Source organism: Phenylobacterium sp. FG114 (genome assembly GCF_057809855.1).
Window position 1 is genome coordinate 270,587 of record NZ_JBMDKU010000003.1, and the last position, 21,801, is coordinate 292,387.

The 21,801-nt window shown below is 69.4% G+C and carries 20 protein-coding genes; 12 read left to right on the top strand and 8 right to left on the bottom strand.

From position 1 onward, the window contains the following. Positions 1-33 precede the first annotated feature (33 nt). From ACODSY_RS06675 to ACODSY_RS06685, 3 genes are read left to right on the top strand one after another with little or no spacing between them, the layout of a single operon-like run. The gene (locus ACODSY_RS06675) at positions 34-468 is read left to right on the top strand and encodes a DoxX family protein (RefSeq protein ID WP_488950912.1); all 435 of its coding nucleotides are present in this window, start codon (positions 34-36) and stop codon (positions 466-468) included. 33 nt (positions 469-501) lie between these two features. Further along, entirely contained in the window at positions 502-1,554 is a 1,053-nt protein-coding gene (locus ACODSY_RS06680; RefSeq protein WP_488950913.1) for a phosphotransferase family protein, read from the top strand. 8 nt (positions 1,555-1,562) lie between these two features. Then, positions 1,563-2,336, top strand: a complete 774-nt coding sequence (locus tag ACODSY_RS06685) for an SDR family NAD(P)-dependent oxidoreductase (RefSeq protein WP_488950914.1) — start codon at positions 1,563-1,565, stop codon at positions 2,334-2,336. Between the two features lie 4 nt (positions 2,337-2,340). Here ACODSY_RS06685 and ACODSY_RS06690 read toward each other — a convergent pair whose 3' ends face one another. Next, positions 2,341-2,898: a PEPxxWA-CTERM sorting domain-containing protein gene (locus ACODSY_RS06690; RefSeq protein WP_488950915.1), complete on the bottom strand. Its 558-nt coding sequence runs from the start codon at positions 2,896-2,898 to the stop codon at positions 2,341-2,343. A gap of 120 nt (positions 2,899-3,018) precedes the next feature. Between ACODSY_RS06690 and purL the strand changes: the two genes are divergently transcribed. Beyond that, a complete protein-coding gene (gene purL / locus ACODSY_RS06695; protein WP_488950916.1) occupies positions 3,019-5,214 on the top strand; it encodes a phosphoribosylformylglycinamidine synthase subunit PurL in 2,196 nt (731 codons plus the stop codon). 4 nt (positions 5,215-5,218) lie between these two features. Here the strand turns inward: purL and ACODSY_RS06700 are convergent, their stop codons facing one another. After that, complete coding sequence (locus ACODSY_RS06700) at positions 5,219-6,031, bottom strand: SDR family oxidoreductase (RefSeq protein WP_488950917.1); 813 nt, start codon at positions 6,029-6,031, stop codon at positions 5,219-5,221. Positions 6,032-6,079: 48 nt separating this feature from the next. Next, a complete protein-coding gene (locus tag ACODSY_RS06705) occupies positions 6,080-6,232 on the bottom strand; it encodes a hypothetical protein (protein ID WP_488950918.1) in 153 nt (50 codons plus the stop codon). 17 nt (positions 6,233-6,249) lie between these two features. On the opposite strand from ACODSY_RS06705, the gene ACODSY_RS06710 reads away from it, so the two are divergent. Next, positions 6,250-7,422, top strand: a complete 1,173-nt coding sequence (locus ACODSY_RS06710; protein ID WP_488950919.1) for an alanine racemase — start codon at positions 6,250-6,252, stop codon at positions 7,420-7,422. After that, positions 7,419-8,456, top strand: coding sequence for an NADP-dependent oxidoreductase (locus ACODSY_RS06715; RefSeq protein ID WP_488950920.1), 1,038 nt, complete (start codon positions 7,419-7,421; stop codon positions 8,454-8,456). Before ACODSY_RS06710 ends, ACODSY_RS06715 begins: the two co-directional genes overlap by 4 nt. Positions 8,457-8,562: 106 nt before the next feature. On the opposite strand, the gene ACODSY_RS06720 is transcribed toward ACODSY_RS06715, so the two are convergent. Then, a complete protein-coding gene (locus ACODSY_RS06720) occupies positions 8,563-10,371 on the bottom strand; it encodes a PAS domain S-box protein (RefSeq protein ID WP_488950921.1) in 1,809 nt (602 codons plus the stop codon). Between the two features lie 515 nt (positions 10,372-10,886). Here ACODSY_RS06720 and ACODSY_RS06725 point away from each other — a divergent pair. The 6 genes from ACODSY_RS06725 to ACODSY_RS06750 all read left to right on the top strand — a co-directional run bounded on the left by ACODSY_RS06725 (position 10,887) and on the right by ACODSY_RS06750 (position 16,764). After that, the gene (locus ACODSY_RS06725; RefSeq protein ID WP_488950922.1) at positions 10,887-11,417 is read left to right on the top strand and encodes a cytochrome P460 family protein; all 531 of its coding nucleotides are present in this window, start codon (positions 10,887-10,889) and stop codon (positions 11,415-11,417) included. 54 nt (positions 11,418-11,471) lie between these two features. Beyond that, on the top strand, positions 11,472-12,032 hold the full coding sequence (locus ACODSY_RS06730; RefSeq protein ID WP_488950923.1) for a hypothetical protein: 561 nt from the start codon (positions 11,472-11,474) through the stop codon (positions 12,030-12,032). A gap of 245 nt (positions 12,033-12,277) precedes the next feature. Further along, complete coding sequence (locus tag ACODSY_RS06735) at positions 12,278-14,317, top strand: prolyl oligopeptidase family serine peptidase (protein ID WP_488950924.1); 2,040 nt, start codon at positions 12,278-12,280, stop codon at positions 14,315-14,317. A gap of 89 nt (positions 14,318-14,406) precedes the next feature. After that, the gene (locus tag ACODSY_RS06740) at positions 14,407-15,369 is read left to right on the top strand and encodes a hypothetical protein (protein ID WP_488950925.1); all 963 of its coding nucleotides are present in this window, start codon (positions 14,407-14,409) and stop codon (positions 15,367-15,369) included. 157 nt (positions 15,370-15,526) lie between these two features. Beyond that, positions 15,527-15,970 carry a helix-turn-helix domain-containing protein gene (locus ACODSY_RS06745; RefSeq protein WP_488950926.1) on the top strand — a complete coding sequence of 148 codons (444 nt, stop codon included), beginning with the start codon at positions 15,527-15,529 and terminating at the stop codon, positions 15,968-15,970. Between the two features lie 113 nt (positions 15,971-16,083). Further along, a complete protein-coding gene (locus tag ACODSY_RS06750) occupies positions 16,084-16,764 on the top strand; it encodes a YceI family protein (RefSeq protein ID WP_488950927.1) in 681 nt (226 codons plus the stop codon). Here the strand turns inward: ACODSY_RS06750 and ACODSY_RS06755 are convergent. The 4 genes from ACODSY_RS06755 to ACODSY_RS06770 all read right to left on the bottom strand — a co-directional run bounded on the left by ACODSY_RS06755 (position 16,751) and on the right by ACODSY_RS06770 (position 21,788). Then, on the bottom strand, positions 16,751-17,272 hold the full coding sequence (locus ACODSY_RS06755) for a winged helix-turn-helix transcriptional regulator (protein WP_488950928.1): 522 nt from the start codon (positions 17,270-17,272) through the stop codon (positions 16,751-16,753). The two genes, ACODSY_RS06750 and ACODSY_RS06755, sit on opposite strands and share 14 nt — an antisense overlap. Positions 17,273-17,321: 49 nt before the next feature. After that, entirely contained in the window at positions 17,322-18,860 is a 1,539-nt protein-coding gene (locus ACODSY_RS06760; RefSeq protein ID WP_488950929.1) for a class I adenylate-forming enzyme family protein, read from the bottom strand. 45 nt (positions 18,861-18,905) lie between these two features. After that, entirely contained in the window at positions 18,906-20,387 is a 1,482-nt protein-coding gene (locus ACODSY_RS06765) for an MFS transporter (RefSeq protein WP_488950930.1), read from the bottom strand. Positions 20,388-20,531: 144 nt separating this feature from the next. Next, a complete protein-coding gene (locus ACODSY_RS06770; protein ID WP_488950931.1) occupies positions 20,532-21,788 on the bottom strand; it encodes a TetR/AcrR family transcriptional regulator in 1,257 nt (418 codons plus the stop codon). Positions 21,789-21,801: the final 13 nt, after the last annotated feature.

Genomic DNA, 21,801 nt, shown 5'->3' on the forward strand with positions numbered 1-21,801 from the left:
GAACCGCCCCGGCAAACCCTGCCAGATGGATGGATGCCTCGCACCCGCCTCGACCTGTTTCGGCTCTTCCTCGGCCTCGTGCTGGCCGCCTTCTATCTTGCCGCTGGCCTGCTCCACCTGCGCGCGCCGGGCGGCTTCCTGCGGATCATGCCACCCATCATTCCCTTCCCGGAGGCCGTCATCGCGATCACCGGCGTCTGCGAGGTCTTCGGCGCCGTGGGCCTGCTGATCCCGCAAACCCGCCGCTGGGCCGGGCGGATGCTCGCGCTCTACGCCCTCTGCGTCTGGCCGGCGAACATCTACCACGCGCTGTGGGGCATTCATGTCGCGTCGCTGCCGGACAGCTGGTGGTACCATGGCCCGCGCCTGGCCTTTCAGCCCGTCCTCATCTGGTGGGCGCTCTTCGCCGGCGGCGTGGTGAACTGGCCGTTCCGGCGGCCAAGCGAGGCGATCTCCGCCAACGGTTGAATGCCCCGGCGGCAAGGTCACACTGTGCCGTCCATGACCGTGACCGCCACAGATCCGCCCGTCCGCGACGTCGTCGAGAAGCACCGCTTCGACGAGGCCAAACTCCACGCCTGGCTGCGAAAGGCCGTGCCCGAGGTCGGCGACGCCCTGCGGGTCCAGCAGTTCCAGGGCGGGGCGTCCAACCCCACCTTCCTGCTCACCAACGGTGAGGGCCGCCGCTACGTCCTGCGTAAGAAGCCGCCGGGCCAACTGCTCTCCAGCGCCCACCAGGTCGACCGCGAGTACCGGGTGATGAAGGCCCTCGACGGCCACATCCCCGTGCCGAAGATGCGCGCGCTCTGCGAGGACCCCGAGGTCATAGGCACCGCTTTCTACGTGATGGACTATCTGTCGGGGCGCATCTTCCGCGACGCCGCCCTGCCCGGCATGGCGCCCGCCGAGCGCGCCGCGATCTATGACGACCTGAACGCCACCCTGGCCAAGCTGCACCAGGTCGACTTCGAAGCGGTGGGCCTCGGCGACTACGGCCGCCCCGGCAACTATTTCGAGCGTCAGGTGGCCCGCTGGACGCGCCAGTACCGCGACGCCGCCACCGAGACGATCCCGGCCATGGACGCCCTGATCGAGAAGCTGCCGGCCCGCATCCCGGCCGACCAGTCGGTCTCCATCGCCCACGGCGACTACCGGCTCGAGAACGTCATGTATCACCCGACCGAGCCGCGGATCATCGCGGTGCTGGACTGGGAGCTCTCCACCATCGGCCATCCGCTGGCCGACATCGCCTACAACGCCTTCATCTGGCGCTCGCACTCGCCGGGCTGGGGCAGCCTGGACGGCGTCGACCTGGCCGCCAGCGGCATCCCCACCGAGGCCCAGTACGTCGCCCGCTACTGCCAACGCACCGGCCGGGGCGAGATCCCCGACTGGCCGTTCCTGATGGCCTTCTCGATCTTCCGCCTGGCCTCCATCTCGCAAGGCGTCTACGCCCGCACCCTGGCCGGCGTCCTGGCCAGCGAGCGCGAAGCCGTCAACGGCTGCCCGCCGCTGGCCGAACAAGCGCTGGCGATCCTCGAAGGCCGCGAATAGGAGCCCCCATGCACCTGCAGCTCGACGGCAAGGTCATCTTCGTCGCCGGCGCCAGCCGCGGCATCGGGCTGGGCATCGTGGAAGCCTGCCTGGCCGAGGGCGCCAAGGTGGCCATCACCGCCCGCGGCGCCGAAACCCTCGAGGCCGAGCGCGCCCGCCTGGCCGAGGCCTATGGCGCGGATCGCCTGTTCGCCCTCTCCGGCGACATGCGCGACACCAAGGTCATCGAGAACGCCGTCGAACGCACCGAGGCCGAGTTCGGTCCCATCTACGGCGCCGTCGCCAATGTGGGCCTCTATCCCTGCCCGCCCGGCTTCGAGGTGGACGACGAGACCTGGGACGCCGGCTTCACCCAGAACCTCGATTCCGCCTGGCGCCTTGCCCGCGCCGCGCTCCGCCGCATGACCCCGCGCGGCGAGGGCTCGGTCCTGACCATCAGCTCCATCGCGGGCCTGGGCGCGCTGGGCACGGCCCTGACCTACGGCACCGCCAAGGCCGCCATGAACCACCTGACCAAGGAACTCGCCCGCATCGCCGGCCCAACCGGCGTGCGCGTCAACGCCATCGCGCCTGGCAACATCATCTTCCCGGGCGGGAGCTGGGAGGCCAACGCCACCGGCCCCCGCGCCGAGGCCTGGTCGCGCTGGATCAAGCGCGAAGTGCCGCTGAACCGCTTCGGCCGCCCCGAGGAGATCGGCGCCGTCGCCGCCTTCCTGCTCAGCCCGCTCGCCAGCTTCGTCACCGGCGCCGTGGTGCCCGTGGATGGCGGCCAGACGCGTTGAGGCCTCAGGCGGTCGCGATCCGCTCGCGCCGCGACCGCAGCCCCGCCCCCACAAGGCCGAAGCCCGAAAGCATCAGCGCCCAGGTCGCGGGCTCTGGGACCGTGGCGGCGGCGAGTTCGCCGGTAAGGCTGTAGTAGTTGCCCTCCCCGGTCATGTACTGGACGTAGCCGAGCCGCGGCGTCGTGCGCAGGTTGAAGATCGAGATGCCATAATCGCCCGGTGCAGCGATCGAGAACCCTCCGCCCGCGTTGGGACTGGAGCCGATGTCGAGCACGCCATCATCGACGGCTGGGAGATATGTGTAGGTGAACTTCACGGTCGCATGGGCGATATTGAGGCTCGTGAAATCGATCCCGACGTCCGTCGGCGCCTGCGTGGCCTCAGGGTCGTAGGTGATGAAGATCACGCCTGTCACCGGATCGGTCGGCGCCGGCAGAGGCCCGGAATAGACGGCAAAGTCCGTCGCCGTGAACTCGAACCGCTGGGTGATGACGGCGGCCGACGCCGGCGCAACTAGTCCCAGGAACACAGAAGCCGCCGCGACAGACAGACCAACTCTCATTCATTACCCCCAAGCTGATCGTCCATCGGTAGCGCGAGACTCAAGTCGCCCGCAATGGATGTGACGACCCGGCGGGCGGCCCCCCTCGCCCTCTCGGGAGAGTCCGGCTATAGGCGCGCCATGAGCGCCCAGCCCTCCAAGACCATGGCCGAGAAGGCCGCCGAATATGGCCTGAAGGCCGACGAATACGACGTCATCCTCAAGCGCCTGAACCGCGAGCCGAACGACGTCGAGCTGGGCGTCTTCTCGGTGATGTGGTCCGAGCACTGCTCGTACAAGTCGTCGAAGAAACACCTGGTGAAGTTCCCCACCACGGGCCCCAAGGTGATCTGCGGTCCGGGCGAGAACGCGGGCGTCATCGACATCGGCGACGGCCAGGCCTGCATCTTCAAGATGGAGAGCCACAACCACCCGTCCTACATCGAGCCCTACCAGGGCGCGGCCACCGGCGTCGGCGGCATCATGCGCGACGTCTTCACCATGGGCGCCCGGCCCATCGCGCTGCTGAACGCCCTGCGCTTCGGCGATCCCAGCCATCCCAAGACCAGGCGCCTGGTCTCCGGCGTGGTCAGCGGCATCGGCGGCTACGGCAACTGCGTCGGCGTGCCCACCGTGGCCGGCGAGACCAACTTCCACCGCGGCTACGACGGCAACATCCTGGTCAACGCCATGTGCGTGGGCCTGGCCGACGCGGACAAGATCTTCTACTCGGCCGCCCCTGCCGCAGGCTTCAGCGTGGTCTATTTCGGCTCCAAGACCGGCCGCGACGGCATCCACGGCGCCACCATGGCCAGCCAGGAATTCGACGACGCCTCGGAAGAGAAGCGCCCGACCGTCCAGGTCGGCGATCCCTTCGCCGAGAAGCTGCTGATCGAAGCCACCCTCGAACTCATGGCCTCGGGCGCCGTGGCCGCCATCCAGGACATGGGCGCGGCCGGCCTCACCTCCTCGTCGGTCGAGATGGCCGGCAAGGGCGGCGTCGGCATCGAGCTCGACCTCGACGCCGTGCCCCAGCGCGAAGAGGGCATGACCGCCTACGAGATGATGCTCTCGGAGAGCCAGGAGCGCATGCTGGCGGTCCTGAAGCCCGGCCGCGAGCGCGACGGCCACGCGATCTTCGAGAAGTGGGGCCTGGACGCGGCTGTCATCGGCGTCACCACCGACACCGGCCACCTCGTGCTGAAGCACAAGGGCGAGACGGTCTGCGACGTGCCGCTGGCGCCGCTGTTCGACGACGCGCCGCTTTACGACCGCCCCTGGACCGCCCCGGCGCCCCAGCCGCGCCTGGCCGTCGCCGACCTGCCGACCCCCGGCGACCTCAAGGCCGCCGTGCTCAAGCTGATGAGCGCCCCCGACATGGCCTCCAAGCGCTGGCTCTGGGAGCAGTACGACCGCCACGTCATGGCCGACACCCTGGAGGACTCGTCCACGGGCGCCGACGCCGGGATCGTCCGCGTCCACGGCACGAAGAAGGCCCTGGCCGTCACCTCCGACGTGACGCCGCGCTACGTGCAGAACGACCCTTACGAGGGCGGCAAGCAGGCCGTGGCCGAGGCCTGGCGCAACCTCACCGCGGTCGGCGCCACCCCCATCGCCATCACCGACAACCTGAACTTCGGCAATCCGGAACGCCCGGAGATCATGGGCCAGATCGTCCGCGCCATCGAAGGCATGGCCGAGGCCTGCCGCGAGCTCGACTTCCCGGTCGTGAGCGGCAACGTCAGCCTCTACAACGAGACCAACGGCGCCGCCATTCCGCCTACCCCCGCCGTGGGCGGCGTGGGCCTTCTGGCCGACTCCGCCAGGCGGGCGGATTTCAGCAACCTGAAGGCGGGCGACGTCCTGGTGCTGATCGGCGCCACCGCCGGCGAGCTCGGCGCGTCGATGTACCTGCGCGAGGTGGCCGGCCGTGAGGATGGCGCCCCGCCGCCCGTCGACCTGGCCCTGGAACGCAAGACCGGCGACGTGGTCCGCAAGCTGGTCGAAGCCGGAACTCTCAAGACCGTCCACGACCTCTCGGACGGCGGCCTGGCCGCGGCGCTCTGCGAGATGTGCCTGGCCTCGAACGTCGGCGCCGACCTACGTCTGGAAGGCGAGCCTTGGGTGGCCCTCTTCGCCGAGGACCAGGCCCGCTACCTCGTGGCCCTGAACGACCCGACGCCCATCCTGCAGGCTTGCCGCGCGGCCGGCGTCCCGGCGGCGATCCTGGGCGAGGCCGGCGGCGAGGCGATCAAGGTCCAAGGCGGCCTCGACCTGCCCCTCTCCGAACTCCGCGCCGCCCACGAAGGCTGGATGCCGGCCTTCATGGGCGACTGAGGGTTCAGGCCCCCAGGAAACTCCCCCGCACCACCTTGCGGAACGCCGCGATCCCGTCCTTCAGCCGCATGCCGTAGTAGCTCTTGGCGTCGGCGCCTGAGACATAGGTCACTTGGTCGGCGTCGTCGTTCACGGCCGCCCAGACGTCCGCCGCCACCTGCTCGGCCGTCGAGCCGTTCGCCCGGCGATCCGGGTCGCGGAAGACGCCCATCACCTTTTCGATGGCGTCCATGTAGGCCGGATGCGGCGAGAACACGATCGAGCGGCTGGCGAAGTCGGTGGCGATGCCGCCGGGCGCCACGGTCTTCACCTTGATGCCGAACGGCTCCAGCTCGTAGGCCAGGCTCTCGCTCCAGCCCTCCAGCCCCCACTTGGTGGCGTGGTAGACAGAGTTGAACGGGAACGCGACCAGCCCGCCGATCGAGGTGGTCGTGATGATCGTGCCCTGACCCCGCTCGCGCATCGCCGGCAGGAACGCCTGGGTCACCCGCATGACGCCCAGCAGGTTGGTGTCCAGCTCATCGCGGAGCTGCTCGTCGGTCGCGCCCTCGAAGGCGCCCGCCAGGCCGTAGCCCGCGTTGTTGAACAGCACGTCGACCGGGCCCAGCGCCAGCGCCGCCTTGGCGGTCTCCCCGATCTGCTTCGGGTCGCGCACGTCCAGCGGCAGCACGGTGATCCCGGCCACCTTCTGCAGCTCGGTCTCGGCCGCCGGATTGCGCATCGTGGCGATCACCTTCCAGCCCTTCTCGGCGAACAGCAGCGCGGTCGCGCGGCCCAGGCCCGTGGAGCTGCCGGTGATGAAGATCGTCTTGGTCATGTGTTGGTCCCTCCCTGGCCCATAGAACCACGGTCGCCGGGTCCGCCACTACCCCAGCCTCGTGCCCATTCCTCTCAGATCGTCATGGCCCGGCTTGTCCGAGCCACCGATGATCTCCGACGATCCGCAGGTCGCGCCGGGATCGCCGTGGACGCCCCGCGCCATCCGGTGTTCATGGGTGGCCCGGACAAGCCGGGCCATGACGAGTGGGGGTTTAGTTGGGTATCGACGACATCCGCGACCGCCTCGGCGCCTTGGCCGACAAGCCGCATGTGGCGGCCGCCCTCGCCCTCCTCGGGCAGCCCGGCTCCATCCACGCGATCCCGACCCCCGCCGCCGTCCTCGACCTCGACGCCTTCGACCGCAACGTGGCGAAGATGGCTGGCCGCGCTCGCGCCGCCGGCCTCGCGCTGCGCCCCCACTTCAAGTCGCACAAGACCGCCGCCCTCGTCCGCCGCCAGCTCGACGCCGGCGCCGTCGGCGTCTGCTGCGCCAAGCTGGCCGAGGCCGAGGCCCTGGCCGCCGAGGGGATCGGCCAGATCCTGGTCACTTCGCCCATCGCCGGCGCCGCCAACGCCGCGCGCGCGGCGGCGCTGGCCGCCGCCCAGCCCGACTTCCGCATCGTGCTGGACCACCCCGACGCCGCCGCCGAACTGGGCGCCGCCGCGCAGGGCCCGATCCAAGTGCTGGTCGACGTGGACGTCGGCATGGGCCGCACCGGCTGCCACGACGCCGACCAGGCCGCGGCCGTCGCGCGCGCGGTGCTGGCCCAGCCGAAGCTGAGGCTCCTCGGCGTCCAGGGCTACGGTGGCGCCTGGCAGCACATCGAAGGCGCCAACGCCCGCGCGGCCGCCGCGGCCGAAGGCATGAAGGCCCTGACCGCGGCCATCGCGGCGATCCGCGCCGTCGGCGGAACAGCGGACGTCGTCACCGGCGGCGGCACCGGCACCTTCACCGCCGACGCCGCGCAGGGAGTCCTCAACGAGGTCCAGCCCGGCTCCTATGCCTTCATGGACAAGGAATACCGCGACGCGCTGAAGGAGGACCCCGACGGCGCCTTCGAACAGGCCGCCACGATCCATTCCACCGTGATCAGCGCCAACCACCCCAAGTGGGTCACCCTCGACGCCGGGCTGAAGGCCTTCTCCACAGAAGGCCCGATGCCCCAGCCCCTCACCGAACCGTTCACGGCCTGCAAGTACCGCTTCTTCGGCGACGAGCACGGCATGCTGATGCGCCCCGAAGGCGCGCCCGTCGCCCGCGGCGACCGCCTGGCGTTGGCCCCCGGCCACATCGACCCCACCCTCGACCGCTACGACCTGATGCACCTCGTCCAGGGCGACGTCCTGATCGACATCGTCCGCATCGACGCCCGTGGAGCCTCGCAATGAGCCCGCCCATGAACCGCTACTGGACCCTCGCCGCCGATCCGGTCCCCGCCTGGCCGCGACCCGACACCTTCGAGCTGCGCGAGGGCCCGATCCCCACGCCCGGCCCGGGCCAGGCGCTGACGCGGACCATCTACGTCAGCCTCGATCCCTACCAGTGGGGTTACAAGCGCCGCGGCGTGGAGCCCAAGGGCGCACCGTGCCACGCGCGCACCGTCTCGCATGTGGTCGAGAGCCACATCCCTGGCCTCGCCCCCGGCGACTTCGTGTTCGGCACCAACGGCTGGTCGGAATATGGCCTGATGGGCGAAGGCGTCGCGCGGCCCGGCTATATGGTCCCGCGCAAGCTCGATCCGGCGAAGGGCAAGCTCTCCCACGCCGTGGGCGTCCTGGGCATGCTGGGCCTCACGGCCTACGCCGGCATGATCCTGCAGGGCGACCCGAAACCCGGCGAGACCGTCGTCGTCTCGGCCGCCTCGGGCGGCGTCGGCCAGATCGCGGGCCAGCTCGCCAGGCTGAGGGGCGCCCGCGTGGTCGGCATCGCCGGCAAGCCCGAGAAGTGCGCCTACGTCACCGACGAACTCGGCTTCGACGCCTGCGTCAGCCACCTCAGCCCCACCCTCCCCGCCGACCTCGCGGCGGCCTGCCCGGATGGGATCGACGTCTATTTCGAGAACGTCGGCGGCGCCGTCTTCCGCGCGGTGCTGCCCCTGTTCAATCCCGGCGCCCGCATGACCATCTGCGGCCTCATCGCCCACTACGGCGACGCCCCTGACACCAACGCCGGCGCCGAGGAGAAGGCCGCGGCCGCGGCCCGCGGCGTCCACGTCGAGAACCTGTTCGTCGGCGACTATGTGGAAGGCCACCACGACGCCTTCCTGGCGGAGGTCGGCCCGGCGGTCGCCGCGGGCAAGGTCCGCTACCGCGAGGACATCCGCGAGGGGCTGGAGACCTTGCCGGCCGCCTTCGCCGAGATGCTCCGAGGCGGCAACTTCGGCAAGATGCTGGTGCGGGTGAGCGAGGACCCGACGCTCTAGAGCGCGTGGGCGAAAGTGGATGCCGGTTTCGCCCCGGGAAACGCGCTCCAAATCAGAGAGATCGAGCCTGTTGGGTTCAGATGGGTCCGCCTGGCCCGAACGGGCTCTAGGCGGCCTTGCGCGCCCGCAGCAGCTCGGTGTCCAGCAACTGCACGTCGACCGGCTTGCGCACGCGCGGCCACTGCTCGTAGACGGCGCCGCCTTCCAGATGTTCGTACCCCGAGCAGAACACGAAAGGCACCTTCTGCGACTGCAGCCACTCCGCCAGGGGGTAGACCAGTTCGCCCCCCAGGTTCACGTCCAGCACCGCCGCGTCGGGCAACGACCCGTCCTGCAGCAGACGGCGCGCCTCCTCCACCGTGGCCGCCGGTCCCACGATGTCCCAACCCAGTTGGGCCAGGTCCTTCGCGACCGCCATCGCGATCAGCGCCTCGTCCTCCACCACCAGCAAGCGCCCGCGCCGCGTCGCCGGCGGCGGCTCGGGCGGCGCCGTGCCCCAGAAGGCGGCCGGCGCTGCGGGAAAGTGCTCGGGTCGATAGGCGGGCGCCGGGAGGATCGCCGCCAGCCGGACGCCGCTGGCCGGCCAGGCGACGTCCAGCGAGCCCCCGAGTTGGCGGGTGACCACCTGCCGGATCAGCGTGGTGCCGAAGCCGGAAGCCGCCGGCTCTTCCACGGCCGGCCCTCCGGCCTCCTCCCAGCCGATCTCCAGCTCGCCGCCGTCGTGCACGCTCCACCGGACGCGCACCTGGCCACGCTGCGTCGACAGCGCGCCGTACTTCACCGCGTTCGTCGCCAGCTCATGCACCAGCAAGCCGATGGGTTGGACCGCCTTCGGGCTTAGCGTGACGCTCGGTCCGTCGATGGCGACCTGACCTTCGCGGCCATAGCTGGCCGTCTCGTCGGAGACGATCTGCGCGAGGTCGGCGCCCTGCCAACTGTTCTGCGCCAGAAGCGAATGAGCGCGTCCGAGCGCCGAGATGCGGCCACGCACGGCGTCCACGAACGCCTCCTTGCTCTCCGCCCGTGTCAGCGAAACCACCGCCTCCACGACCGCGAGCGCATTCTTCGCGCGATGATCGACCTCCCGCGCCAGCAGGTTCCGGGCGTCCTCGGTGGCGCGACGCTCGGTGATGTCGCGCAGGATCACCGTTCCCAGCTTCGCGCGGCCGAACCTCACGTGCGAGATCGACGCCTCCACCGGGAATTCCTCCCCGTCCGCCCGCAGCGCGCTGACTGCGCCCAGCGCGCCCATCCGCCGGTTGGTGATCCCGGCCTCCTTGAAGCTGAGGATGTGTTGCCGGTGACCTGGGCGGAACCGCTCGGGGATGAAGCGCTCGATGGAGGTGCCGATCGCCTCGGGGGCCGGCACGCCGAACATCCGCTCTGCGGCCGGATTGAACACGATGATCCGCTGTTCCTCGTCGATGGTGATCAGCGCATCCATCGCCGACTCGACGATGGCTTCCATCCGCCGCCGGCTGTCGAGCAGCGCCACTTCCGCGGCGCGGCGTTCGGTGATGTCGCGCAGGATTACCGTCGCCAGCCGCTCGCCGCCCACCTGGACCTGCGAGATGGACGCCTCGATGGGGAACTCCTCGCCCCCGGGGCGCACGCCGCTCACGGCGCCCAGCGAGCCCATCTGCCGGTTGGTGTCTCCGGTTTCGAGGAAGCGGCGGATGTGCGCGGCGTGCAGTCGGTGGTGGCGCTCGGGAATGAAGCGGGAGATCGGCTGGCCCAGCGCCTCGCTTGCCGGGAGGCCGAACATCCGTTCCGCAGCCGGGTTGAACACAACCACCAGCTGTTCTTCATTGACGGTGATGATCGCGTCCATCGCCGAGGCGAGGATGCCCTCGAGCCGCTGCATCGTCTGGAGGTCGCCCTGAGCGGCTCCCAGGCTGGGTGTGGGTCCTTGCATTGGAGCCGGCCGGACCTGTCCAACACAGCCACGAAGCGGCTGCCCCGCGATCTTTACGGCAATGCGAGCCTGCCAGAAGCATCTTCTGGTTGAGTTCCGCCGCGTGCGGACAGGGCTTGCGCCGACGCTGCGCCGCACCATCTGTTGAGGGCGCGAGGTGAGATCCCCGCTCGAGCCCCCCGCCGCCTGATCACCGGCGCGACTCGACGGCCCGCCTCCGCCAGCCGGAACGCAACGCAGCGGTGGCCCCGCCTTGGTCCCTGCCCAGGGATGCGTTCGCTCCGGCGCCGTTTCCCGCCTCTGCGGCTCTCCTCACCTCGCGCGGAACGGCGCTTGACGGCCCGCGGCCATGAGCGCGCAGTGCGCGGCAGTAGCGTCGTGACCCCCCGTGATCTGCCGTGCGATGCGCGCGTGCTGTGTGGTGCGGACGGCAGCCTCCGAAGACCGCGTGCCGACCGCCGCGCACTCCCGCGCGGCGTCGCGAACTGTCCATGGCAGCCGCAAAGGGATCGACCATGAAGCGCCACCAGAAACTCGCCCTCGCGACCGCCGCCGCGGGCTTCATGCTCGCCGGCGCCGGCGTCGCCGCACATGACAAGTACACGCTGAAGTCCCCCGACGGCGTCGCCTTCGCCGATTTCCGGGGTTACGAGGACTGGGCCGTGGTCTCGTCGGCGCGCACCGGCGAGGTGCTGAAGGTGATCGTCGCCAACCCCGCCATGATCAAGGCGTACAGGTCGGGCATACCGGGCGACGGCCGTCCGTTCCCCGAGGGCTCCAAGATCGCCAAGCTCCAGTGGAAGCCGAAGAAGAGCACCGAAGCGCCCTTCGAGGTCGAGGTGCCGGACACCTTCGCCCAGGCCTTCATGATGGAGAAGGACAGCAAACGCTTCGCCAGGAGCGGAGGCTGGGGCTACGCGGTGTTCAACTACGATCCCGCCTCGGACAGCTTCACGGCCGACGCCGCCCCGTCGGACTGCGGCAACGCCTGCCACACGGCGGTGAAGGCCAAGGACTACATCTTCCATCCGTACCAGAGGCGGTAGCCGCAGCCGCATGAACGACCGCTTCTGACGCACGGCCATGTTTCCCTCCGGCTCATGTCGGATGACATCGCCCCGATCTCCCGCGAGGAGGAGGTGCTGGCCGTGGCCATGGAGCTCGAGCTGGCGGTGGCGAAGCATGTCCAGGCCAAGCTGCTGGCCGCCGAGGACGCCGACGAGCTCAACGGCCTGGGCCGCACCTGGCAGCGGGTCAGCCGGTCGCTGCGCCAGACGGTGGCGCTGAAGGCCAAGCTCACCCGCGAGCGCGAGGCCGGCCCGGCGGAGGCGCGAACGCGCGAACCCCGGCATCACCCGCACGACGACCGCATCCTGTTGCTCTCGCCGAAGACGCGCGCCCGCGTCGAGCAGGCGGTCGTCGCGGCCCGACCCTGTGTGGAGCGCGAACGCCCCGACTGGGACGAGTTCGACGAGACCGAGCTCTACGACGTGCTGATCTATTTCGCCGAGACCTGCGACGATTTCCTCGACGCGCCCATGAACGTCCTGGTCCAGCGCGTCCTCGAGGAGATGCGCGGCCGCTCGGACGCGTTTGCGCAGCTCTGGACCCCGTCCGACGGCGCCGTCCCCGCCAAGCCCGCCGTCGACGACTCCGCCTGACCGCCGCGCCCGCGCGAAGCGCCGTTCTCTCCAACCCCCAAAGACACGAAAGACACGAAAGCGCGCCGCCCATCCCGGACCGCGCCGCCTTCGCCTGCCTTTTCGTGCCGTTCGGGGCTTTCGGGGTTCAACAACGACGGCGCCTGCGACGCGCACCGGCGCGCGACCCACGTTCGTCGACACCTTCTGGACAAAACCGGCGGCGCCGCTTCTTCTCACCGCCTTGTTCATTCGGGGAATTCGGGATGCGGCTGGCGGCTCTGGCGACGGCGATGGTTCTGGCGACCGCGGGCGCGGTCTCGGCGCAGGTGGCGGAAGGGCCGTCGAGGACCTTCGGCGCCCGCGACCTCTTCGGGCTGCAGATGGCCACCGATCCCCAGGTGCGGCCCGACGGCGGCGCGGTGGCGTACGTGCGGGCGTCGAACGACATCATGACCGACCGCGCCCGCCGCTCGATCTGGCTGGTCGACACCGCGACCGGCGCCCAGACCCCGCTGGTGGTGGACGAAGCGTCCAACCTCGCCCCGCGCTGGTCGCCCGACGGCTCGCGCCTGGCCTACGTCGCGGCCGGTCCGGACGGGGCGCACCTCTACGTCCGCTGGATCGCTTCGGGCCGATCAGCCAAGGTCGCGAGCCTGGAGCAGGCCCCCAACGACATCGCCTGGTCGCCCGACGGCAAGACCCTGGCCTTCACGATGCTCACGCTCGACGAGGGCCGGCCGCTTGGCCCGCCGATCAAGAAGCCCGAGGGGGCCAAGTGGGCCGAGCCGTTGAAGGTGATCGACCGCATCACCTACCGCGCCGACGGCGAGGGCTTCCTCAAGCCCGGCTACCGCCATCTGTTCGTGGTCTCGGCCGACGGCGGCCAGCCGCGCCAGATCACCTTCGGCAAGTTCGACGACGCCGGACCCATCGACTTCAGCCATGACGGCAAGTCGGTCTTCTTTTCCACCAACCGCGCCGAGAACTGGGAACGCGATCCCCAGGAGGCCGAGATCTATGCGGTGAACGTCGCCGATGGCGCGCTGAGCCGCCTGACCAACCGCGTCGGCCCCGACGCGGCCCCCACCGTCTCGCCCGACGGCGCCCGGATCGCCTACCTCGGCTACGACGACCAGCGCCGCCGCGGCTACGAGAACGTTCGGCTCTACGTCATGGACCGCGACGGCAGGAACGGCCGCGTCCTGACTGGCGGCCTCGACCGCAGCGTCAACAGCCCGGTCTGGGCGGCGGACGGCCGCAGCCTCTATGTCTCCTACGACGACCAAGGCGTGACCAAGGTCGCCCGCATCACCCTGGACGGTAAGGTCGAGACGGTGGTCTCAGGCCTGGGCGGCGGAGGCCTGGACCGCCCCTACACCGGCGGCCAGTTCTCGGTGGGTCGGAACGGCGTGGTCGCGTTCACGGACGCCGACACGGCCCGGCCGTCCGACCTCGCCATCTGGCGCGGCGGCAAGGTCCAGCGCGTCACCGACCTCAACGGCGGCCTGTTCGCGGGTAAGAGCCTGGCCAAGGTCGAGGCCCTGCCGGTTACCTCCAGCTACGACAAGAAGCCCATCGGCGCCTGGATCGCCTACCCGCCCAACTTCGATCCCTCGAAGAAGTATCCGCTGATCCTGGAGATCCACGGCGGCCCGTTCTCGGCCTACGGCCCCAGCTTCGCCACCGACGTGCAGCTCTACGCCTCGGCGGGCTACATCGTGGTCTATTCCAATCCGCGCGGCTCCACGTCGTACGGGGAGGCCTTCGCCAACGAGATCGACCGCAACTACCCCAGCCACGACTACGACGACCTGATGAGCGTGGTGGACGCCGCGATCGCCAAGGGCGTGGTGGACGACAAGCGCCTCTACGTCACCGGCGGCTCGGGCGGCGGGGCGCTGACCGCCTGGATCGTCGGCAAGACCGACCGCTTCCGCGCGGCGGCGACGCAGAAGCCCGTGATCAACTGGACCAGCGAGGTGCTGACCACCGACGGCTACACCTTCATGGCCAGCTACTGGTTCGGGAAGATGCCGTGGGAGGATCCGCAGGGCTATTGGGCCCGCTCGCCGCTCTCCCTGGTCGGCAATGTGAAGACTCCGACCCTGGTCGTGGTGGGCGAGAACGACGACCGCACGCCGCCGTCCGAGGCCGACCAGTACTTCGCCGCGCTGCAGCTCCGCGGCGTGCCGACCGCCCTGGTCCGGGTGCCCGGCGCGAGCCACGGCGGCATCGCCGCGCGCCCCTCGCAATCGGCCGCCAAGGCCGGCGCGATCCTCGCCTGGTTCGAGCGATACAAGTGAGGTGAAGCCCCGCCGCACGCTCCGGTGGCTGTCAACTTCCGCAGAACATGGTTTATTCCGGGGGTATGGCGAAGCCGGGGACATAGGCGGTGGCGCGGGAGGCTCCGAACAACCGCATCCGCGTGGCTGCCCGGCTGGCTAATGCCTTCGCCCTCGACCTGGTGAAGCTGGGCGGGTTCGGACGCGACGTGATCGACGGCCTGCTGATGGTCGCCATCAGCCAGGCCAACGTCGCCCAGATCACCCGCAATCCGGATCTGCAGCGCGCCTTCGCGACCCTCGACCAGCCGCCGCCCGACGACATGCGCCGGCCGGTCAGCGTCAGCGCCATCGCCAACTCCCTGCGACTGCCCTTCGAGACCGTGCGCCGGCGGATCGCGGCCCTGGTCGAGTTGGGCGTGATCCAGACCGCCCCGCGCGGCGTCATCATCCCGGCGGCGCCGCTCAACTCGCCATTCTACCGCATGGGCGCCGAGGCCAACTATTCGCTGGTCCGCAACCTCTACTTCCGTCTGCGCGGCATCGGCCTGCTCGAGGACCTGCCCCGCCCTAACGGCCCGGCCTTCGCCCCCGATTGCCCGCCGGTGCGCCTGGTGATCCGGCTATCGTCCGACTATCTGCTGCGGCTGGCCGAGCCGGTCACCCAGTACATGGGCGACCTGGTCACCGGCCTGCTGCTCATGGACATCATCCACGCCAACACCGAGCACCTGCCCGATAGCGAGGGCGGCGGCGAGGAGGGCAGCTGGTCACCCGAGGCCTTCGTCCCCGACGGTCTGCGCAAGCCGATCCGCGCCGCGACGCTGTCCGAGCGCCTGGGCATCCCTCAGGAGACCGTCCGGCGGCACTTGCAGCGCCTGCTCGACGCCGACCGATGCGAACGAAAGGAGGACGGCTACGTCGTCCCGGGCCGCGTCCTGGCCCGTCCGCCGTTCGTCCAGTACATGCTGGACAATCAGTCGCACCTGCACCGGTTGTACGTCGGACTGGCGGATTTCGGCGTTCTCTCCGAGTGGGAGCGCGAAATTCTTGCCCTCCGCGGCGCAGCCTGACCGAAACGGGAACGCGCCATGACCCCAAAATGGGTAGCCGGTCGTTTCCAAGCTGGGCCACGCTGCCTCAACTTATGGACGTACCTCGGGGGAGGTACGGGCGCGGGGGCTGCTCCATCGGGGGGTGAGGCGGCCCCCGCATCACCGAGTCGGGGAAATGACGAAGCCATTGGAACGAGAGCTGGAAGGCGCGCCCGTCAACGGCGCGGCTGAGGCTGGACGGGGCGAAGGCCCTCATCCGGTCGATCGTCATGTGGGCCTGCGCATCCGCATGCGCCGCAAGGAAATGGGCGTGAGCCAGGAGCGTCTTGCCGAGTCCCTCGGCATCACCTTCCAGCAGGTCCAGAAGTACGAGCGCGGCGCCAACCGCGTGAGTGCCTCGAAGCTGTGGGAGATCGCCGCGGCCCTGAAGACGCCGGTGGCCTATTTCTACGACGGCCTCGGCGACCAGGAGGCGCTCGCCGCCCAGCGCGACGCGGCCCAGGAATTCATGCTCTCCAGCGAGGGCATGGAGTTGATGGCCGCCTTCCCGCGCATCGCCGAGCCGGCCATCCGCCGCAAGATCGTGGAACTCGTCCGCGTCGTCGCCGACGAAATCTGATCGGTGTCGTCTCGCCTGGATGGCCTGGGCGGAACATTTGTTGCGCCGGCCGTGTCTGGAACTACGCCTCTGACGCGTCTTTCAGTTATCGACGCGCCCGGAGGAGTTTCCGCATGAAGTTTACGCCTATCCTGATCGCAGCAGGCGCCCTGGCCGCCTGCTCGCCGCAGACCAAGCCGGCCGCCAAGTCCGAGGCGCCTGCCGCCGTCGCGGCCGCGCCCCAGGCCCAGCCGCCCGCCGACGCGCCGGCCGGCGAATATACGATGGACCTGCAGCACACGAGCGTGATCTTCCGCGTCTCGCACATGGGCCTGTCGCGCTACACCGCGCGCTTCACCAAGGCCGAGGGCAAGCTGGCCTTCGACCCCGCCAATCCGGCGGCTCAGAGCGTGACCGCGACCATCGACGCCGGCTCGCTGCAGACCGACTATCCGGACCCGGCGAAGCTCGACTTCGACGCCCAGCTCGAGAAGGAATTCCTCGACACCGCGAAGTATCCGACGATCACGTTCCGATCGACCAAGGTCGAGCCCACCGGCGCGCGCACCGCGAAGGTTACGGGAGACCTGACCCTGCATGGCGTGACCAAGCCGGTGACCCTCGAGGTCACCTTCAACGGCGGCTACAAGGCCGGGTCGATGGACCCGATGGGCGCGCGCGTCGGCTTCTCGGCGCACGGGACGTTCAAGCGCTCGGACTTCGGAATCGCCTACGGCATCCCGGCGCCCGGAACCACCATGGGCGTCGGCGACGAGGTCGAGGTAGCCATCGAGGCCGAGTTCACGAAGAAGTAGACGCGGGCTGGGCGCGGTTTCGGGCCACGACCTCCAGGTAGGCCGCCTGAAGCTCGCCCAGCACCGAGCGCCCCTCGCCGGGCGCGCCCAGATGCAGTCGGCGCAGCTCGTCCATGAAGGCCCCCCACATGGGCGGGCCGCCCTCTTCCAGCAGCTGGGCCCGGATCGAGAGTTCCTCGGTCACAGGCAGGTGCCTGCGGCCCCACCCGCCCACCATCGCCATGATCGGAACAAGCTGGATCGCCCGCTCGGTCAGGCTGTAGATTGCCTTCTGCTTGTGGGTCGGGTCGTCGGCGCGGGTGATCATCCCCTGCGCCATCAGCTTCTTCAGCCGATCGGCGAGGATGTTGGAGGCGATCCCCTCCTCGGACTTGCCGAGCAGCTCGCGGAAGTGCCGCCGGTTGCCGAACATCATGTCGCGCAGGATCAGCAGGCTCCACCTGTCGCCCAGGATCTCGAGCGTAAGGTTGATGGGGCACCCGGAGCGGATCGCATGCGACTCGGCCATGACCGCTTGCAAAATAGTATCGGTCCCGGCGAAGGCAACCCGCAGCCAGCTAGGCGGGCGCGTAGCCGTCCCGCAGCTCGCGCTTCATCACCTTGCCGATGTGGCTGCGGGGCAGCGCGTCCACCAACCTCACGTCCGCCAGTCGCTGCGTCTTGCCGACCCGGCCGTTGACGAAGGCTTTCACCTCCTCGGCCGTCGCCACGGCGCCCGGCTTCAGCGTCACGAACGCCACCGGCGTCTCGCCCCAGGCCTCAGAGGGCACGCCAACCACCGCCGCCTCCAGCACCGCCGGGTGCTGACCGAGTTCGGCTTCCAGGTCGCTGGGATAGATGTTGAAGCCGCCGGAGATGATCATGTCCTTCTTGCGGTCCATCAGCGTGAGGAAGCCGTCCTCGTCGAAGCGCCCCACGTCGCCGGTGCGGATGTAACGGAGGCCGTCGGGACTGTACCACTCGGCCTCGGACGTCTTGCCGGGCTGGTTGTGGTAGCCGACCATCATCGCCCCCGAACGGCCGACCACCTCGCCGATCTCGCCCTGGGCCACTTCCCGGCCATCCTCGCCAATCAGGCGGATGTCGTGGCCCGGCAGCGGACAGCCGACGGTGTGCAGCTTGTCGGGATGTTCGTGGGCCTGGAGGTAGCAGGATCCGCCCCCCTCGGTCATGCCGTAGAACTCGGTGAGCCCGCCCGGCCAGCGGTCCAGCACCTGGCGCTTGAGCTCGGCCGAGAACGGGGCCGAGGTGGCGAACTTCATCCGGTAGGACGTGAGGTCGTAGCGGTCGAACTCGGGATATTCCATCAGCCGCCGGTACTGCACCGGCACCAGCATGGCGTGGGTCGCGCGATGCTTCTGCGACAGGTCCAGGAACGCCTTCACCTCGAACTTGGGCATCAGCACAGCCGTGCCGCCGTTCGAAAGCGTCGGCAGGAACGAGACGAGGGTCGTGTTGGAATAGAGCGGCGTCGAGATCATCGTCACCGCGTCGTCCGGGTAGACGCCGCGACGGATCTGGCCCCAGCGCATGCGGTGCGGCTGGACGATGCCCTTGGGCGCGCCGGTGGTGCCCGACGAATAGATGATGTTGAAGCCCTGGTCCGGATCCACCTCGTAGAGCACCGGCTTCGCGCCCGCCGGCGCCAGCCATTGCTCCAGCGGAACGCCGGCGCCCGACCCATCGAGCGAGACCCGTTTGGCCTTCACCTGGTCGAGCACGCCAGCCATGTGCTGGGCTAGCTGTTCGTCGAGGAAGAAGACCTTCGCCCCGCTGTCGTTCAGCTGGACGACCAAGCTCTCGGGCGTCGACGACGGAGCCAGGGGCGCCACCGTGGCCGCCGCCCGCAGGATGCCCAGGAACGTCGCACCGTACTCGACGGAAGTCGTGGCGCAGACCGCCGCCACGTCGGCGCGGCCCACACCGTCGCGCTGCAGCGCCGCGGCGACCCGGTCCATCAGGGCGTCCAATTCGGCGTAGGCGAGCGTGCGCTTCGCATCGACCAGCGCCGCCTTCGAGCCCTGCTCGACGGCATGGGCGCGGATGATGTCGGCAAGGGTCCCGAAATCCTGGGAAAGCAACTCTTCGGCAGTCACGAACACAACTCCTTCAGGCGGCGGCGCGCCCAGCCGCGCGATCGGTCATCTCAACTTCGCCCCGCTCGACGCGGGCTCGCCTTCCTGCGCCAGATCGGCCGCCGCGGCCAGCTTGCGCAGGGTCTCCATGTGGCTGGTCCGGGTGATGCCGTAGCCCAGCAGCAGGAGCGCCGCCGCCCCATAGAGCACCGCCTGGGTCGGCGCATAGACCAGGCCCAGTTGGCGGAGGATCTCGGGGTCCACGGCTCCCGGCTTCGCACCGCTCGGGAAGCCGATCGCCCCGATGATCAGGCCCGAGGCAAAGATGCCAAGGCCGGTGGTCGACTTGTTGGCGAAGGCGATGGCGGCGAAGAACAACCCTTCCTGTCGCCGCCCGGTCTTCAGTTCGGCGTCCTCCACCACGTCGGCGATCATCGACGAGAAGAGGATGTTCGCGACGATCCCGATCCCCACGTAGAGGATGTTGGTCGCGAAGATCGTGCCGAAGATCAACGGAGAGTCATTGGCCGGGAAGAGCCCCAGCAGGCGCAGCGCGATCGGTCCGATCCCGAAGGCGAGGCCCGTGGGGATCAGCACCATGGCGGCCGGACGCTTGTCGAACCGCCGCGCGATCCGCGGGGCGAGCAGGAAGGCCAGCACCGCCGCGGTCAGGCTGGAAAAGCTGAACAGCGCGATCTCGCCCGAGCTGAATTCCCAGAAGTAGGTCGCGAAGTACAGGTTGATCGCGAACCCCAGGCCGATGCCGGCGTAGAGAAAGAACGCCGCGGCCAGGATCATCAGGAAGTTGCGGTTGTTCAGCGTGCCGAGCATTTCGCGCCCCAGCCTGCCCAGCGTGATCCGCTCGAGCGGCGGGGCGCGAAGATGCGGTATCTGGCGATGGGTGCCCAGCGAGGTGACCAGGATCGCGAAGATCATCAGGCCCGCGGCGAAGACGCCGTACTGCGCATAGCCCTCGGGATTCAGCTGGCCGACGGGATATTCCTCGGTCGGCTTCAGGAACACCGCCAGGGTGACACCGTAGGCCGCCAGGCCACCGGCCCAGCCGAACAGATAGCGGTAGCTGAGCAGTCGCGTGCGCTCGTCGTATTCGGTGGTCAGTTCGGCGGCCAGCGCCGCGGACGGAATCTCGTAGCAGCTGATGAAGCTTCGGATCAGCACCGCCACGGCGACGAGATAGGCGACCTGCGCGGGCTGGCTCCACCCCGTCGGCGGGTGCCAGATCAACATGTACGACAGGGCCACGGGGATGGCCGCGCCATACATCCAGGGATGCCGGCGGCCCCACTTCGAGCGCGTGTTGTCGGAGAGCTGTCCGACGATCGGGTCGATAAAGGCGTCCAGGATCAGCGCGGCCATGATCGCGAGGCCGACCGTCTGGGCCGGCAGCCCGATCACCTGGGCGTAGTAGAACGCCAGGAAGAAGGAGAAACCGTTGTCCTTCACCCCGAACGCCACCGAGCCGAAGCCGTAGAACAGCCGCGTGGACAGGCTCAGGCGCCGGGCGTGGGTCACGGTGTCAGTGGCCAAGGGTCATCCTCCGGTGATGCGCGGCCTCGCCGTCTGTGCGGGGCGCAACCTGCGGGAGGGGCAGGATGAGGTCAAATGTTTTGAGTTGGCGGTACGGTCACACAGATATGGCGGCGCACTTTCGAGTTGAGTGGACGGTATCCACTATTGGGCCGCGGGGGACGCCAGCCCTTCGAAGAGCGGCCTCACGTAGTGCTCGACAACGGTCTCGGGATCCATGCCCGGGGTCCAGTAGTGCAGCTCGGCGGCGGCGTTGATCGCGGTGCTGATGATCTGCGAGGCGATGTTCACGTCGAGGGGAGCGATCGAGCCGTCGGCGATCCCGTCGCAAAGCATCGAGGCGAAGCGGTAGGAGAGCCTGTTGAAGCGTTGCATCAGCGCCGGCCGCAGCGCTTCGGGGACCGCCGTGAGGGCCGATGTGCGCAGCAGGGGCGCCTCGCCTCGGATCTGGTGCTCGATCAGGGCGACGACCGCCGACGCCAGGATCTCCAGCCCGGAACCGCCCGCCTGTTCGGCGGCGCGGATCGCCCGCCACATGATCTCGAAGGTGCGCTCGAAGCAGGCGACGACCAGCTCGTCCTTGCCCTGGTTGTGATGGTAGAAGGCGCCCTTGCTGACGTTCAGCCGCGCCGAGATCCGCTCGACGGAGGCGCCGTGATAGCCCTCCTCGTTGATCAGGCAGGTGGCCGCCTTCAGGAACATCTCGGACGATGCGCTCGCGCTGGGTCCGTCGTCGGGCAGAAGCCGCAACGGCTTCAGCTTGGGCCAGGAGCCGCCCCTCGCCACCAGGCCGTGGGTCAGGATCGCAGCCATGCGCTCGGCCGTGCGGGGATAGTCCGCGACCTCCACCTGGTGCTGCCAGGCGACGATCCAGAACATCTCGCTGAGCAGAATGTGCGCGCGGGCATTGCGGTGCAGGCGCGGCAAGGCCTCAGGCCCCGCGAGCAGGCCGCGAAAGCTGCGGAACATGCCGGTGTAGACTGAATTCACCGCCTCGGAACTCAGCGCCCGCACGTCGTTGAACACCGGCAGGGGGTCGGCCTCCCCCAGGCCGATGCGCCGCGCATGGTCGAACCAGGCCTGGATGAAGGCGGACAGCCGCCTCTCCACGGTGGCTTCTCCAGCGCCGGCGGCGATCAGCGCCTCATAGGCCTCGACACCCTTGATGAAGGCGGCGGCGGCCAGTTCTTCCTTGTTGCGGAAGTAGTAGATGACCCCGGTCGGAACGAGGTCTAGGCGCGAGGCCACGTCGCCAAGGGTCATGCCGCGCACGCCCTTGCGGTTCATCTCCTCCACCGCCGACCGGACGATGGCGTTGCGCTTGGCCTCGTAACGCCGCGTGGGCTGGCGCCCCCCGGCCTGACTGTTCGACGAGGCCCCACCGTCGAGTGTCATGCCCATGTCATTGTCTTAG

What these genes read in the sequence shown, in the direction of transcription:
- ACODSY_RS06725 (WP_488950922.1), top strand. Translation starts at nt 10,887, where the DNA reads ATGAAGCGCCACCAGAAACTCGCCCTCGCGACCGCCGCCGCGGGCTTC.
- ACODSY_RS06700 (WP_488950917.1), bottom strand. Translation starts at nt 6,031, where the DNA reads ATGACCAAGACGATCTTCATCACCGGCAGCTCCACGGGCCTGGGCCGC.
- ACODSY_RS06755 (WP_488950928.1), bottom strand. Translation starts at nt 17,272, where the DNA reads ATGGCCGAGTCGCATGCGATCCGCTCCGGGTGCCCCATCAACCTTACG.
- ACODSY_RS06675 (WP_488950912.1), top strand. Translation starts at nt 34, where the DNA reads ATGCCTCGCACCCGCCTCGACCTGTTTCGGCTCTTCCTCGGCCTCGTG.
- ACODSY_RS06715 (WP_488950920.1), top strand. Translation starts at nt 7,419, where the DNA reads ATGAGCCCGCCCATGAACCGCTACTGGACCCTCGCCGCCGATCCGGTC.
- ACODSY_RS06705 (WP_488950918.1), bottom strand. Translation starts at nt 6,232, where the DNA reads ATGGCCCGGCTTGTCCGGGCCACCCATGAACACCGGATGGCGCGGGGC.
- purL (WP_488950916.1), top strand. Translation starts at nt 3,019, where the DNA reads ATGAGCGCCCAGCCCTCCAAGACCATGGCCGAGAAGGCCGCCGAATAT.
- ACODSY_RS06680 (WP_488950913.1), top strand. Translation starts at nt 502, where the DNA reads ATGACCGTGACCGCCACAGATCCGCCCGTCCGCGACGTCGTCGAGAAG.
- ACODSY_RS06770 (WP_488950931.1), bottom strand. Translation starts at nt 21,788, where the DNA reads ATGGGCATGACACTCGACGGTGGGGCCTCGTCGAACAGTCAGGCCGGG.
- ACODSY_RS06735 (WP_488950924.1), top strand. Translation starts at nt 12,278, where the DNA reads ATGCGGCTGGCGGCTCTGGCGACGGCGATGGTTCTGGCGACCGCGGGC.
- ACODSY_RS06720 (WP_488950921.1), bottom strand. Translation starts at nt 10,371, where the DNA reads ATGCAAGGACCCACACCCAGCCTGGGAGCCGCTCAGGGCGACCTCCAG.
- ACODSY_RS06750 (WP_488950927.1), top strand. Translation starts at nt 16,084, where the DNA reads ATGAAGTTTACGCCTATCCTGATCGCAGCAGGCGCCCTGGCCGCCTGC.
- ACODSY_RS06745 (WP_488950926.1), top strand. Translation starts at nt 15,527, where the DNA reads ATGACGAAGCCATTGGAACGAGAGCTGGAAGGCGCGCCCGTCAACGGC.
- ACODSY_RS06730 (WP_488950923.1), top strand. Translation starts at nt 11,472, where the DNA reads ATGTCGGATGACATCGCCCCGATCTCCCGCGAGGAGGAGGTGCTGGCC.
- ACODSY_RS06685 (WP_488950914.1), top strand. Translation starts at nt 1,563, where the DNA reads ATGCACCTGCAGCTCGACGGCAAGGTCATCTTCGTCGCCGGCGCCAGC.
- ACODSY_RS06690 (WP_488950915.1), bottom strand. Translation starts at nt 2,898, where the DNA reads ATGAGAGTTGGTCTGTCTGTCGCGGCGGCTTCTGTGTTCCTGGGACTA.